Origin of the sequence: Caulobacter sp. CCNWLW153, from assembly GCF_036889365.1 — a bacterium.
GTDB classification, from domain to species: domain Bacteria; phylum Pseudomonadota; class Alphaproteobacteria; order Caulobacterales; family Caulobacteraceae; genus Caulobacter; species Caulobacter radicis.
The window spans coordinates 72,587-87,124 of the sequence record NZ_JBAKFV010000012.1; the positions used below are offsets into that span (position 1 = coordinate 72,587).

The 14,538-nt window shown below is 69.1% G+C and carries 12 protein-coding genes; 4 read left to right on the top strand and 8 right to left on the bottom strand.

Annotated elements, in window-relative coordinates; translation table 11 throughout:
- Nucleotide 1 precedes the first annotated feature (1 nt).
- Nucleotides 2-2,197 carry an aldehyde oxidoreductase molybdenum-binding subunit PaoC gene (paoC, locus tag V6S85_RS18210; RefSeq protein WP_334349816.1) on the top strand — a complete coding sequence of 732 codons (2,196 nt, stop codon included), beginning with the start codon at nucleotides 2-4 and terminating at the stop codon, nucleotides 2,195-2,197.
- A gap of 65 nt (nucleotides 2,198-2,262) precedes the next feature.
- Here paoC and V6S85_RS18215 read toward each other — a convergent pair whose 3' ends face one another.
- Nucleotides 2,263-3,039, bottom strand: coding sequence for a LytTR family DNA-binding domain-containing protein (locus tag V6S85_RS18215; RefSeq protein WP_116566103.1), 777 nt, complete (start codon nucleotides 3,037-3,039; stop codon nucleotides 2,263-2,265).
- A gap of 166 nt (nucleotides 3,040-3,205) precedes the next feature.
- Between V6S85_RS18215 and V6S85_RS18220 the strand changes: the two genes are divergently transcribed.
- Complete coding sequence (locus V6S85_RS18220; RefSeq protein ID WP_334349817.1) at nucleotides 3,206-3,817, top strand: DUF2306 domain-containing protein; 612 nt, start codon at nucleotides 3,206-3,208, stop codon at nucleotides 3,815-3,817.
- Here V6S85_RS18220 and V6S85_RS18225 read toward each other — a convergent pair.
- From V6S85_RS18225 to V6S85_RS18240, 4 genes are all read right to left on the bottom strand, one after another.
- Nucleotides 3,814-4,878: an RICIN domain-containing protein gene (locus tag V6S85_RS18225; RefSeq protein ID WP_334349818.1), complete on the bottom strand. Its 1,065-nt coding sequence runs from the start codon at nucleotides 4,876-4,878 to the stop codon at nucleotides 3,814-3,816. The two genes, V6S85_RS18220 and V6S85_RS18225, sit on opposite strands and share 4 nt — an antisense overlap.
- Nucleotides 4,879-5,083: 205 nt before the next feature.
- Entirely contained in the window at nucleotides 5,084-6,301 is a 1,218-nt protein-coding gene (locus V6S85_RS18230; RefSeq protein ID WP_334349819.1) for an RtcB family protein, read from the bottom strand.
- Nucleotides 6,302-6,803: 502 nt separating this feature from the next.
- Nucleotides 6,804-6,929, bottom strand: coding sequence for a hypothetical protein (locus V6S85_RS18235; protein ID WP_058349058.1), 126 nt, complete (start codon nucleotides 6,927-6,929; stop codon nucleotides 6,804-6,806).
- Between the two features lie 169 nt (nucleotides 6,930-7,098).
- Nucleotides 7,099-8,541, bottom strand: coding sequence for a protein adenylyltransferase SelO (locus V6S85_RS18240; protein WP_334349820.1), 1,443 nt, complete (start codon nucleotides 8,539-8,541; stop codon nucleotides 7,099-7,101).
- A 266-nt stretch (nucleotides 8,542-8,807) separates the two neighbouring features.
- Between V6S85_RS18240 and V6S85_RS18245 the strand changes: the two genes are divergently transcribed.
- Nucleotides 8,808-11,414 (top strand): TonB-dependent receptor, encoded by a 2,607-nt coding sequence (locus tag V6S85_RS18245; RefSeq protein ID WP_116566113.1) that lies wholly within the window; start codon nucleotides 8,808-8,810, stop codon nucleotides 11,412-11,414.
- Nucleotides 11,415-11,543: 129 nt separating this feature from the next.
- Nucleotides 11,544-11,696 (top strand): hypothetical protein, encoded by a 153-nt coding sequence (locus V6S85_RS18250; RefSeq protein ID WP_165828762.1) that lies wholly within the window; start codon nucleotides 11,544-11,546, stop codon nucleotides 11,694-11,696.
- A 158-nt stretch (nucleotides 11,697-11,854) separates the two neighbouring features.
- Here the strand turns inward: V6S85_RS18250 and V6S85_RS18255 are convergent, their stop codons facing one another.
- The 3 genes from V6S85_RS18255 to V6S85_RS18265 form a co-directional block, all read right to left on the bottom strand.
- Entirely contained in the window at nucleotides 11,855-13,156 is a 1,302-nt protein-coding gene (locus V6S85_RS18255) for an MFS transporter (protein ID WP_442885688.1), read from the bottom strand.
- 120 nt (nucleotides 13,157-13,276) lie between these two features.
- Complete coding sequence (locus tag V6S85_RS18260; RefSeq protein WP_334349821.1) at nucleotides 13,277-13,603, bottom strand: hypothetical protein; 327 nt, start codon at nucleotides 13,601-13,603, stop codon at nucleotides 13,277-13,279.
- A 1-nt stretch (nucleotide 13,604) separates the two neighbouring features.
- Nucleotides 13,605-14,459 carry a hypothetical protein gene (locus V6S85_RS18265; RefSeq protein ID WP_334349822.1) on the bottom strand — a complete coding sequence of 285 codons (855 nt, stop codon included), beginning with the start codon at nucleotides 14,457-14,459 and terminating at the stop codon, nucleotides 13,605-13,607.
- Nucleotides 14,460-14,538: the final 79 nt, after the last annotated feature.

A 14,538-nucleotide genomic window follows, 5' to 3' on the forward strand; every position in this document is an offset into this window, starting at 1 on the left:
GATGAAATTCGACACCCCCGCCACCACCAACCCGATCGACCAGCTGAAGGTGGTCGGCAAGCCGGTCGACCGCATCGACGGCCCGCTGAAGACCACCGGCCGCGCCCCCTACGCCTACGAACGCCACGACGCGATCCCGAACATCGCCTATGGCTATGTGGTCGGCGCGGCGATCGCCAAGGGGCGCATCGTCTCGATGGACACCTCGCGCGCCAAGGCCGCGCCGGGCGTGCTGGCCATCGTCACCGCGGCCGAGGCCGGCAAGCTGACCAAGGGCGACTTCAACACCGCAATGCTGCTGGGCGGCCCCGAGATCCAGCACTACCACCAGGCGATCGCCATCGTGGTCGCCGAGACCTTCGAACAGGCCCGCGCCGCCGCCGGCCTGGTGAAGGTGGACTACGAGCGCGCCAAGGGCGACTTCGACCTGGCCTCGGTCAAGGACGGCGCGACCAAGCCCAAGGACGGCGGGCCCGACAGTGCGGTCGGCGACTTCGAGGCCGCCTTCGCCGCCGCGCCGGTGAAACTGGACGAGACCTACACCACGCCCGACCATGGCCACGCGATGATGGAGCCGCACGCCAGCATCGCCGCCTGGAAGGGCGACAAGCTCAGCCTGTGGACCTCGAACCAGATGATCGCCTGGGGCGCCGGCGACGTCGCCAAGACCCTGGGCATCCCGCGCGAGAACGTGCGGCTGATGTCGCCGTTCATCGGCGGCGGCTTCGGCGGCAAGCTGTTCGTGCGGGCCGACGCCATCCTGGCGGCCCTGGGCGCCAAGGCGGCGGGACGGCCGGTGAAGGTGGCCCTGACGCGGCCCTTCATGTTCAACAACACCACCCACCGGCCGGCGACCATCCAGCGCATCCGCATCGGGACCGACCGCGCCGGCAAGATCACCGCCATCGGCCACGAGAGCTGGTCGGGCGACCTGCCCGGCGGCGGGCCCGAGACGGCCGTGCAGCAGACCCGCCTGCTCTATGCGGGCGAGAACCGCATGACGAAAACCCGGCTGGCGGTGCTCGACCTGCCCGAGGGCAACGCCATGCGCGCGCCCGGCGAGGCCCCCGGCCTGATGGCGCTGGAGGTGGCGGTCGACGAACTGGCCGAGAAGCTGGGGATCGACCCCGTCGACTTCCGCGTGATCAACGACACCCAGGTCGATCCGGAAAAGCCCAGCCGGCCGTTCTCGCAGCGGCGGCTGAACGAGTGCCTGCGCACCGGGGCCGACAAGTTCGGCTGGAGCCGTCGGGCCAAGCCCGGCCAGGTCCGCGACGGCCGCTGGCTGGTCGGCATGGGCGTGGCGGCGGCCTTCCGCAACAACCTCGTCATGAAGTCGGCCGCCCGCGTGCGGCTGGAGACCAGCGGCGTCGTCACGGTCGAGACCGACATGACCGACATCGGCACCGGCAGCTACACCATCATCGCCCAGACCGCGGCCGAGATGATGGGCGTGCCGCTGACCCGCGTGAACGTCCGCCTGGGCGATTCCAGCTTCCCGGTCTCGGCCGGTTCGGGCGGCCAGTGGGGCGCCAACAGCTCGACAGCCGGGGTCTACGCCGCCTGCGTGAAACTGCGCGAGGCCGTGGCCGGCAAGCTGGGCCTGGATCCCGCCAAGGCCGAGTTCGCCGACGGCCGGGTGAAGCTGGGCAACCAGAGCCTGCCGCTGGAACAGGCCGCCGCCTCGGGCCCGGTCACCGCCGAGGACTTCATGGAGTACGGCGACCTCACCAAGACCCACCAGCAGTCGACCTTCGGCGCCCACTTCGTCGAGGTCGGCGTCGACGCCGACACCGCCGAGATCCGCATCCGCCGGATGCTGGCAGTCTGCGCGGCGGGCCGGATCCTCAATCCGAAATCGGCCCGCAGCCAGGTGATCGGCGCGATGGTCATGGGCGCCGGCGCGGCGCTGATGGAGGAGCTGGTGGTCGACAAGCGCATCGGCTTCTTCGTCAATCACGACCTGGCCGGCTACGAGGTGCCGGTGCACGCCGACATCCCGCACCAGGAGGTGATCTTCCTGGACGAGACCGACCCGATGTCCTCGCCGATGAAGGCCAAGGGCGTGGGCGAGCTGGGCATCTGCGGCGTCGGCGCGGCGGTGGCCAACGCCGTCTACAACGCCACCGGCGTGCGGGTGCGCGAGTACCCGGTGACGCTGGACAAGCTGCTGGAGAAGATGCCGGTCCTGGCGTGAGGATCATTCTCCTCGTCATCCCGGAAAGCCCCGCAGGGCTTGTCCGGGATGACGGTTGATGGCGCCTAGAACCAGCCGGCGTCCTTCAGCACCGGCGCGTGGGTGCGGCTGACCGGCGCGACGAGACCGCCGGCGAGACTGGCCTCGCCCACGCCGCGCCGCCAGCGCACCGCCTCCACCGCCTCGGCCGCAATCCACCACGAGCGATGGACGCGCCAGCCATGGGCCTGCGCCAGCTCCTCCAGGGCCTCGCTGAAGCGCAGGGTGATCATCTCGACGCCGGCGTCGGTATGGACCTTCAGGTAGTGGTCGTGCGCCTCGACCGCGATCAGCCGCGCCCCGCGCCGCTTGGCCGACAGCCGCCGGCGGAACGCCGCCTCGGCCTGCGGCAGCGGCGGGGCGATGACGGTCCGGGTCTCGACCCGCGCGGCCGCCCGTCGCCAGGCCAGGGCCCGCACCACCATCACCGCCAGCGAGATCGGCCATACCTGCCAGAGCAGGCGCACATAGCCGTGCGGCTTGAAAGCCCCGCCCATGACCAAGTGCTCGGTCGTCAGCACGAACAGCGACACCAGCGGCGTCATCAGCACCGAGACCACGATCACCCGGGGCCAGGTCGCGGGCACGAACCGGTTCAGAACGGCGTCCACGCCGATGCCGATCAGCCCGCCGCCGACCATGCAGATCATCCAGTAGACATAGCGCTGCACCACCGGCGCGCGCTCCGAGGCGAACGGGCCCAGGAACCCCATCACCAGGCCGATCGCCACCAGCATGGCCAGATCGATCGCCCACCGTCGCGCGGCCGCGCTCCCGCCTGCCCTGTCCGTCCCGCTGTCCATGCCGTCCCGTTCGCGCAGCCCCGGCGCCGTTCGCGAAGCAAGGCCTAGCGAGCCGCCGTCCGTCCGGCAACGAGGTTGCGCCAAATCGCAACGGGGACGCTTCACCTTGACCGCCACGACCGCCGCCCTCCGACCCGCGCCCCAGCCAGCGCCCCACCCAGCGCCCATGTCCTGGCGCGCCCGCCTCGCCTGGATCGTCATCGGCCTTCTCTGCCTGGGGATCGCCGCCTATTCCGCGCGCTACCTGCTAAGCCCGCCCCAGACCCCGGCCCAGGCGCTGGGCAATCCGCGCGGGGTTCCGTGGCTGTTCATCCACATCGCCGGCTCGGTCACCGCGCTGGTGCTGGGGTCGCTGCAATTCATCCCCGCCCTGCGCCGGGGCGCGGCCTCGCCGCATCGCTGGACCGGCCGGGTCTATGTGCTGGGATGCCTGGTCGGCGGCGTCGCGGGCCTGGTCCTGGCGCCCGGCTCCCACGCCGGACCGATCGCCACGGCGGGTTTCGGCCTGCTCGCGGTCATCTGGATCGCCGTCAACGTCCTGGGCTGGCGCGCGGCCGTGCGGGGGCGCTTTGTCGAGCACCGCCGCTGGATGATCCGCTCCTGGGCCCTGACCCTGGCGGCCGTCACCCTGCGGCTCTACCTGCCGCTGGTGATGGTCCTCGACCTGCCGTTCCTGCCCTGGTACCGCGCCATCTCGTTCCTGGCCTGGGTTCCCAACCTGATCGTCGCCGAACTGTGGCTGCGACGCGCGAGGGGCCCTCTAGGCAGGCCCGCCTAGGCCGGCTCCAGCGAGCCGACCAGGTCGCCCTGTCCCCCATCGACGCCGACCGCGGTGAGGTCCAGCACCTGGATCTCGCTGCGGACGGGATTGACGCCGAAGAACCGCCCCTTGATCACCGCCTCGCCGGAGATACGGCCGGAGACCGACGAGCCCAGGCTCAGGGTCGCGGTGAACGGGGCGACGACCCGGGCGTACTCGACCACCACCTGGTAGCCATAGACCCGTCCCGGCGGAACCTCGATCAGCACCTGCGCCGGGTCGTCCACCATCTCCAGTTCCAGGTCATCGGAACGCCCCTCCGTCATGGGACCGATCGGGCGCTCCAGAACCTGGCGGTCGGGGGCGCCCTCCGCGGCGAGGTGGAAACCGAAGACCGGCCCCAGCGCCGGCAGACCGCCGCGCTTGCTGGCCTCGTCGATGACGAACGCACGCTCTATCCTGTAGCTGCGCGCCGCCCAGCGCACGTCGGTCAGCAGCGTGTCGCCCGCGCGGTTGTCGACCGTCATGACCGGTCCCGGCCGCCCGGCCAGATACTCGAGCTCGACCGACCCCTGCCCGACGTACCGCATGTCGGCGACGATCGCCTGGCCGGTCTCGACCCGCAGGTCCCAGCACTCGTTGTTGGCGCCGCGATCCCAGGGGTAGACGCCGATGTCGCCGCCCGGGTCGGAGCGATAGACGTTCAGCTTGCGCTCCCAGTCGAGCCGGGTGTTCAGCGCGACCCAGCCGTTCACCGCTTCGGCCCGCCAGACCTGCCGCACCTCGCCGGGAACGAACGGCGTCAGGTGCACGACCCCCTCGGGCGTCTCGTAGCCGCCGGCCCTGGGCGTCGAGTGGCGCCGGGTTCGATAGGTCAGGGCCAGCCCGCTGGCCAGGTGCCGCAGCACCGAACCGTCCTTCGCGTTGTCCTGCGCCGTCCACAACTGCTCGAAGGCGCCGACCAACGGCTGTAGCACCACCTTGCCGCCGTCGCCTTTCGCCAGGGCCAGGCGCTCGTCGCCGGCCAGCTTGGAGATGATGTAGAAGGGCCGGGTCGGGAACGGGACTTCCGTGGGCATGACGCGCGCCTCAGATCAACCTTGAGCAGCGGCTTAGCAACAGACGCGCGCCGTGTACGCACCGCTCGCCCACAATGGGTAATCACACGCGGAAACGCCGCCCGGTCTTACGACCGGACGGCGTCCCGGAGCCTGCATACAGGCTCGTCTCCAAGCGGCCGCGTGACGGGCGCGAAAACCGCGCACACTTTCGGCTGTCACGCGGCTAGCCCTTCACACACACGACCTGGCGCAGCGTGTGGACGATCTCCACCAGATCGCTCTGGGCGGCCATCACCGCGTCGATGTCCTTGTAGGCCATCGGCGTTTCGTCGATCACGCCTTCGTCCTTGCGGCATTCCACGCCGGCCGTGGCCGCGACGTGGTCCTCCACCGTGAACCGGCGCTTGGCTTCGTTGCGGCTCATCGCGCGGCCCGCCCCGTGGGAGCAGGTGCAGAACGAGTCCGGGTTGCCCTTGCCGCGCACGATGAACGACTTGGCGCCCATCGAGCCGGGGATGATGCCCAGCTCCCCGGCCTTGGCCGACACCGCGCCCTTGCGGGTGAGGTAGACGTCCTTGCCGAAGTGCTTCTCCTTGGAGACGTAGTTGTGGTGACAGTTCACCGCCTCCTGCGTCACCATCAGGTCGGGGAACCGCTCGCGCAGCACCGAGAGGACCTGGTCCATCATCACCTCGCGGTTGGCCCGGGCGTACTTCTGGGCCCAGGCCACCGCCCGCACGTAGTCGACGAAGCCGTCGCTGCCTTCGGCGAAGTAGGCCAGGTCCTCGTCGGGCAGGTTGATGAACCAGCGGCGCATCTCGTGCTTGGCCCGCTCGATGAAGTAGGTCCCGAACCGGTTGCCGACCCCGCGCGAGCCCGAGTGCAGCATCACCCACACGTCGCCGGCCTCGTCGAGGCACAGCTCGACGAAGTGGTTGCCCGTGCCCAGCGTGCCCAGATGCCCGAACCCGCGCGGATGGCCGGCCTTGGGGTTGCGCTCGACGATGTCGTCGTATCCGGCCTTCAGGTCGACCCACTTCGCCGCGGCGATCGCCGGCGGTTCGGTCTGCCAGGCGCCCTTGTCGTTGCGCCCGCCGTTGTCGGTGCGGCCGTGCGGCACGGCCGCCTCGATCGACGAGCGGATCGCAAGCAGGTTGTCGGGCAGGTGCTCGGCGCGGATCGAGGTGCGCACCGCCATCATGCCGCAACCGATGTCGACGCCCACGGCGGCCGGGATGATCGCCTTCCAGGTCGGGATCACCGAGCCCACGGTGGCGCCCATGCCCCAGTGCACGTCGGGCATCACCGCCACGTGTTCGTGGATGAACGGCAGGCTGGCGACGTTGCGCAGCTGCTTGAGCGCCGACTCCTCGATCGGCACGCCTTGGGTCCACGCCTTGATCGGCGCGCCCCCGCTTTCGATGTGCATGAAGCCGCTCATCGGCTTCTCCTTTCCAATCCGCCCCTCCCGGCGTCATGGTCGTTGGAACTTCCGCGCAAAAACGAAAAACCCCTCCGGCCAAGGCCAGGAGGGGTTTTCTTCGTACTTCCCGAAATCCTTTCGGACCTAGGCCGTCTTCCCCTCCAGCATGCACGCGTCGTTACCCTCGACCTGCAGGTCGAGTTGGTAGCTGACGGTCATGAAGGCTGGGGCTTTGCGCGCCATGGTCTTCGAGGTCCTTATCGGGAGGCGGGCGATTACAGGCTTATGCCAGTCCGCGCCAGGGGCCGAGCGAGCAGCGCGCGCGGAAGTTGCGGCCGGTGTGGCAGATTTGCCCCTCTCCCCTTGCGGGAGAGGGTGGCCCGCCAAGCGGGTCGGGTGAGGGGTTGATGACCGGCGCCGCCGCGACGGCATATGGGCTGGGTGAGGCGTCACCCGTTTGGAAGACCCCTCATCCGTCATCCTGCGGATGACACCTTCTCCCGCAAGGGGAGAAGGAGGCTTAAGCCAGTTCCGGCTTGTCCGAGAGCGCTTCGCCGATGGCGCGGGCGCAGCCCGGGAGGCCAAGGGCGCCGATGAACGACAGGGCCACGGCGCAGACCAGCATGATCGGTTGGAAGATGCGCATGCGTTATTCTCCACCTTGTCCCGCCGCCCTCGGGGGAAGGGGTCGGCCGCGGGGTTGATAGACCGCCGTCCAGCACGCTTAAATCGCAAGCTTGACGTTGGTTCCGGTTGCGACTCCGGAAAACTCAGCATGCGGCATAAATGCCTCAAACTTATGTCAGTCGTCCAGTTCACACATCGAAGTCATAGGCCGCCCGAGCGTTTTCGATCCGCGCCAGCTTGGCGTTCAGCGGCGCCCAGTCGTCGGACTGGTCGATCGGCGCCCACAGGGCCTCGACCTCCTCGATCAGCAGCTCCTCCGGCTCGGTTCGTCCGAACACGGGATTTTCCAGGCGTACGGGACGATCCGGCTCGAAGGCCGACAGCCGCGTGCGGAAGTCGGCGAAGGCCGGATCCTGGTAGAGCGCGCCGCGCGGCCCCTCCAGCGCCCGGACTTGCGAAGCCTCGCCGCCGAACCAGTCGAAGAAGAACGGCTCCCAGCGCAGGGCCTCGCCGCCGGCCAGCTTGCTGCCCTCGGCCAGGGCCTTGAAGGCGGCGTTGACCAGCTCGACATCGGCCTCCTCGCCCTGGCTCTTCACCGCCAGCCGCGCGATCATCGCCTCGCGCAGGCCGTCCTTGTAGGCGTCGGAGAAGCGGTTCAGCGCCGCGATCAGACCGGCCTGGTCGGGAGCGACCAGCACCAGGCACGTGGCCAGCTGCTGCAGGTTCCAGAACCCGGCCTCGGGCTGGCGGCCGAAGCTGTAGAGGCCCGAATGGTCGAAATAGGCGGCCGTGAGGTTGGGGTCGTTCCTGGGCAGGAACCGCCAGGGGCCGTAGTCGAAGCTCTCGCCGGTGACGACCATGTTGTCGGTGTTGAGCACGCCGTGGACGAAGCCGGCCGTCATCCAGCGGGCGACGAGGCGCGCGGTGCGGGTCACCACCTCCTCGAACATCGCCGTCGGCCGGTCGGGCGCGTCGGCCAGGTGCGGGAAATAGGTCTCGACCACGTGGTCGACCATCTTGGAAATCAGGTCGGCCCGATCGAAATAGGCCAGGCGCTGGAAGGTCCCGAAGCGGATGTGGCTGTGCGACAGCCTGGTCAGCACCGCCGAGCGGGTCGGGCTGGGCTCGTCGCCGCGGGTCAGGGCCTCGCCGGTCTCGATCAGGCTGAAGGCCCGCGAAGTGGGGACGCCCAGGGCCTCCAGCAGCCCGGCCGCCAGAATCTCGCGCATGCCGCCCTTCAGGGTCAGGCGGCCGTCGCCGTGCCGCGACCAGGGGGTCTGGCCCGAGCCCTTGGTGGCCAGGTCGAGCAGGCGATCGGTTCCGTCTTCCCGCGCCTGAGCGAACAGGAAGCCCCGGCCGTCGCCGAGTTCGGGATTGTAGGAGCGGAACTGGTGGCCGTGATAGCGCATGGCCAGCGGCTGGGCCTGGGCGCCCGGCAGGGGCTGGAACCGCCCGAAGTGCGCGATCCATTCCGCGTCGGTCAGCGTCTCCAGGCCCACGCTCGCCGCGGCCCGATCATTGCGGAACCGCAGGATCGTTTCAGGAAAATCGGCGGCCGCCACCGGGTCGGCGAACTCTCCACCCAGCAGGGCGAAGCGGGAATCGGGGCGGTAGCGTGCATTGACCGGCATGGACGCCAGATGCGCCCGCCCCTTCCTCGGCGCAAGTCGAGGCGGCCGAGAGGACCGTTTTAAGAAGCTCGGCATGTTCGCATAACGCTGTCGCAGTTTCGCAACAGGAACCTTGGAACCGTTTCACAGCAAGGTTTTTGCTTGCCGAGCATACGGACCGCCCATAACCATTGGCTGTCCATTCGAACGATCGTTCGGGTGAAGGCCAATCAAAAAACCGGCGGGGGCGGTGCAAGCGCTCTCGTCATAACGAACCGAGGTAGGAAATGCGCTTTACCCAGGTGCTTCGCGGCACGGCCTCCGCCGTCGTGCTCGCGGGCGTCGCCGCCGTCGGCGTCGCCCATGCTCAGGACTCGGCCGCGGCGGCCGCCCAGGAGCCCGAAACCCTTACCGTCGACAGCATCATCGTCACCGCCCAGAAGCGCGAGCAGAACCTGCAGGACACCCCGGTGGTGGTCACCGCGGTCGGCGCCAAGCTGCTGCAGGACACGGGCGTGCGCGACATCAAGGACCTGACGATCCTGACGCCGGGCCTGACCGTCACCTCGACCACGTCGGAAGCCTCGACCACCGCCCGCATCCGCGGCGTCGGCACCGTCGGCGACAACCCCGGCCTGGAAAGCTCGGTCGGCGTGGTGATCGACGGCGTCTATCGCCCGCGCAACGGCGTGTCGTTCGGCGACCTGGGCGAGATGGAGCGCATCGAGGTTCTGAAGGGCCCGCAAGGCACCCTGTTCGGCAAGAACACCTCGGCCGGCGTCATCAACATCATGACCAAGGAGCCTGAGTTCGGCTTTGGCGCCAACGCCGAGGTCACCGCCGGCAACTACGGCGCCAAGGGCGCGGCCGCCTCGGTCACCGGTCCGCTGTTCGGCAGCGACAAGTGGGCCGGCCGCCTCTACGCCGCCGCCCGCCAGCGCGACGGCTTCAACGACGTGGTCACGGGCGAGGGCCCGAGCACCGAGAAGGAAGACGCCGACCAGAACTTCTACACCGTGCGCGGCCAGCTATTGTTCGTGCCGGACGACAACTCGACCTTCAAGATCATCGCCGACTACACCAAGCGCGACGAGAACTGCTGCGGCGCCGTGCAGATCCGCACCGGCCCGACCGCGGCCGTGATCAACGCCCTGTCGACCGGCCCGGGCATCTCCACCCCGGCCAAGCCCTTCGAGCGCGTGGCCTATTCCAACCGCGGCGCCCCGCAGGAGATCGAGGACAAGGGCGTCTCGCTGCAGGCCGACATCGACCTGCCGATCGGCACGCTGACCTCGATCAGCGCCATCCGCAACTGGCGCATCGACAGCGGCCAGGACAGCGACTTCACCTCGGCCGACATCACCTATCGCGCCAAGGACGGCACCAACTACGCCGAGTTCACCACCTTCAGCCAGGAACTGCGCCTGGCCGGCAGCACCGAGCGCCTGAACTGGCTGGTCGGCGCCTTCCTGGCCGACGAGCGCCTGGACAACGAAGCCAACTTCCGCTTCGGCGCCGACTATGAAGCCTACATGTCGACGATCGTCCTGTCGGGCGTCGCCGGCGCCCTGGCCCCGGCCGGCATCACGGTCAACCAGGCCAACAGCGCGCTGTTCGCCTCGCAGATCACCGCCCTGCCCTACGGCAGCTCGTTCACCGCCGGCACCGGCCTGCACGACACCTACAAGCAGCGCTCCAAGACCATCGCGCTGTTCACCAACAACACGCTGAAGATCACCGACGCCTTCGACGTCACCGTGGGCCTGCGCTACACGGCCGAAGAGAAGGACCTGTCGACCTACCAGACCGGCGCCTCCAACGCCTGCGGCGTGCTGCTGACCCCGGCGGGCCAGGCCCGCGTGGCCTCGACCCTGGTCGGCCGCGGCGTCCCGGCCGCGCTGTTCGGCACCGCCACCGGCACCAGCATCGTCTCCACCGTCGTCGGCAACATGTGCCTGCCCTGGGCCAACCCGCTGTTCAACGGCCGCGGCACCGAGCAGAGCCTGAGCGAGCGTGAGTGGACCGGCACGGTCAAGGCCAGCTACCGCCTGAACCCGTCGGTGTTCGCCTACGGCTCTTACGCCCGCGGCTACAAGGGCAGCGGCTTCAACCTCGACCGCACCCAGTCGTCGAACGGCACGCCCTCGGGCGGCGTCGGCGTGGTGCCGATCAACGACACCTCGTTCCCGGCCGAGTTCGTCGACAGCTACGAGCTGGGCCTGAAGAACACCCTGTTCAACCGCACGGTGCTGTTCAACGTCACGGGCTTCTACCAGAAGTTCTCGGACTTCCAGCTGAACACCTTCCTGGGCACGTCGTTCGCGGTGCGCTCGGTCGAGGAAGTGACCTCCAAGGGCGTCGACGTCGACTTCCTGTGGTTCACCCCGGTGCGCGGCCTGACCGTCCAGAGCGGCCTGACCTACGCCAAGACCGAGTACGGCGACCAGCCGGTGGCCAACGACCCGACCAACGCCCTGGCCCTGCTGCCGGGCTCGCAGATGTCGTTCGCCCCGGAATGGTCGGCCTCGGGCTCGATCACCTACGAGCACGCCGTCGGCGGCACGCTGAAGGCCAAGTACAACATCGGCGCCAAGTATTCCTCGGAATACAACACCGGCTCGGACCTGTTCCCCTTCAAGATGCAGGACGCCTTCACCCTGGTGAACGCCCGCGTCGGCCTGGGCGACGCCGACGACAAGTGGGCCGTCGAGCTGTGGGCCCAGAACCTGTTCGACGAGGACTACTACCAGGTGGTGTTCAACGGCCCGCTGCAGGGCTCCTCGGGCCTGTCGGCGACCAACAAGGTCTACAACCCCGCCGCCGACACCCTCACCTACGACGCCTTCCTCGGCGCGCCGCGCACCTACGGCGTGACCCTGCGGGCGAAGTTCTAGGCAAAACGGCTAAGGGGCCCGGCGACGGGCGCCTGGGGCAGGGAAAGGGCGGTCCGCGAGGGCCGCCCTTTTTCGTTGGAAGTGATGAGAGCCGACGGAACAAAGCCGGCCGCTCTGGCCGATCGATGCATGGATGACGCCGACAAGCTGGAAGAGGCTGCCGGCAACGCGGATGACGCCGCCGACCTGCTGGATAGGGCAGGTCTCGCGCCAGCGGTAACCGTCACCACTGGTGCGATCGCCCTGACCCTTGCGACGGGTGGCGCCGCCTGCCTGTCGTAGTAGTTTTCCTGGGCGCTGGCGGAATGATCGCGCTCGGCTTCGGGCGCACTACCTTGAAGTCGAAGAGCCAGATCGCCGCAGAACTGGTTCGCAATCGAAAGCCGAGCAGCGGTCGCAGGATCACTTGAGGAGCACGACGCGCCGCTTCTCCTCGTCGCTCACCCCGCCGCGTACGCCGCCTTCAGCTGCCGGTAGGGCCGCGAATTGAAAGCCGCCACGGTGGCCAGCACGCCGACCACGCCGGCCAGGGTGAACACCAGCGCGATCCCCCGGTCGGGCCCGCGGCCGAACCAGTCGCCGATGGCGTCGGCGCCCGCGCCGCTGGTCATGAACGGGATGACCACGAACTGGGTCAGCGGGCCGATCAGGAAGGCGGTCAGGGGCGAGGCGGCCTGCTCCACCGACTGGGCGAAGCCGAAGACCCGGCCCTGGCGCTCCAGCGGCACGACCTTCTGAAGGGTGGTCTGCTCGGCGGCCTCGGCATAGGGCCCCAGCAGCATCCAGACGAAACATCCGGCCGCCAGCAGCCAGATCGACGACTGCAGGGTGAAGACGCAACAGACGCCCCAGGTGACCAGGTTGACCAGCAGCAGCGTGCGCAACGGGCTGGGCCCCAGGCCCGTCCGCGCGATGACGATTCCGCTCAGGATGAAGGCCGTCGACAGCACGCCAAACAGCAGGCCCCAGGCCTGCACCGACACCATCGACAGGCCGTAGGCGTCGAGCAGGGCCATGAAGATCCCGCCCAGGAAGTTGTTGAAGGTCGCGAACAGGATCAGGGCGAAGAGCCCTGGCACCCCGGCGATCACCCGCACGGTGCCGGCGATGTCCACCCGGCGCGGGGCGGCGTGCTCGCCCGCCTCGGCGACGGCGCGGGGCTCGTCCACCCGCACGGCCAGCAGGTGGACGAAGGCCGCCAGGGTCAGGACCAGGGCGACGGCCAGCGCCAGCCGCATCCCGCCCCAGGCCACCAGGAAGCCGCTGATCACCGAGGTGGTGAGGAAACCGATGCCGCTGACCATGCCCACCAGGCCGTTGGCCTTGTCGCGCTCGCCCTCCGGAATCAGGATCGTCACCAGGGTCGGCAGGGCCACGCCACGGATGTTGCCGGCGATGACGCCCAGCATGCACAGGCCGATGAAGGCCCATAGCCAGGGTCGGCCGACGTCGGCGATCGCGCCCTTCGGCGCCAGTTCGTGCACCGCCAGCGCCACGGCGTAGAGGCCCAGCGAGACGAGGCTGGAGGCCAGCATCGCCGTCTTCTTGCGGTGATGGTCCACCAGGCTGCCGAACCAGAAGCCGCACCCCGCCGTCAGCACCAGATAGACCCCGGCGATCATGCCCGTGGCGAACACCGAACGGGTCTCCAGGTAGACGTAGAAGGTCAGGGCGAACCAGACCGTGAAGTTGGTGATGTTGGCCACGAGGTTGTTGGCCAGCACGTGATGGAACGGGGTCACGATGCGCCTCCGCGCGGCGCCGAGGACCGCTCGGCGGCGACCGTGCCAGCGGCGCGCGACGGAGGCAACCGGCGCAAGGACGGCCCCGCCCCGAACGCGGGGGGCGGAGCCGGATCGGCGTCAGTCGTTCTCGGGACCGTCGGGGATCGCCGGATCCACGGGCTCGGCCACCGGCGGAGGCTCCGGCGCGGGCTCGGGAGGCGCAGGAGGCTCGGGCGTCGGCGGCGGCGCGGGCGGCGGCTCCGGCTCGGGGATCTCGTGATCGTCAGGCTCGCCGGGGATGTCGGGATCGTCCGGGTCTTCCGGGTCGACCGGCGGATCGGGCTCGGGCTCGGGCTCGGGATCGATCGGTCCGTTCGGGTCGACCGGATTGCCCATGGCGAAGAGGCCGGCGAAGCGCGCGACCAGGAAGGTCCCGGTCACCGGAAAGGCGTCGAGGCTGGTCATGTCAGGCGGCCTCGGTCCTGGCCTTGGGCGCGGCCGGCTGCGGGATCTGGATGATCAACGGCGTCAGCGTGATCTCGCCCGACCGCTCGCCGGTGTTCCGGAACGCGTCGCCGACCATCCGCCGCAGGGCCGAGGCGTACTCGTCGAAGAAGCGCGAACCGCCGCCGCCGTGGTCCGACACCATGAAGGTGATCCGCACCTCCAGCGCCAGGCCATCGCCGCCCGCCGCGCGATCGATCGAGAACAGGGCGCTCTCGTCATGGCTGAAATCGTGCTTGGCCACCGGCGACTGGTCGTCGACGGCGAAGGTCCACTTGGCGGTCTCGGCGTCCTGCAGACCGTCATACTCGACCACGACGCCCGGCAGGCTCATCGAGCGCGTATGGGAGGTGCTGACCGAGCCGCCGAGGCCGCCCGTCGGGGTGTCGCCCATGAAGCCGATATTGCCGCTGATCGTCGTGGTCAGCGACGTGCTGACGGTGCTCTGTCCCGGCGACGACTGGGGCGCGCCCTCCCTCAGCCTGGCGGCGGGGTTGTGCGGCACGATCTCGATCCGATAGCCGTCGCAGTAGAGACTGGACTCGTCGGGATTGGGCACGACCGGATAGCGCAGCTCGCCCTGCAGCTGGACCAGGTAGTAGTCGAGTACCTGCCCGCCGTTCTCGCAGCTGAGCGCATAGGTCGAATAGTTCACATTCGCCACGCCCGGCTCGACGTTGAACGTGTGCACGACGCCCACCAGCGGCGCGGTCTCGCTCCAGGAAAACGCGGGAACCCCGAACGGCCAGTTTCGAACAGGGGGCCAAAGTCCGCCTATGGACTGGGCGTGCTCGTAGATGGAAACCGGATCCGACATCTTTTCCTCCCAGGACTCTAATGGTCCGAAAACCATCGCTATCAATCCTGGGGAGGCAGGGTTACCACGCACAACCCTT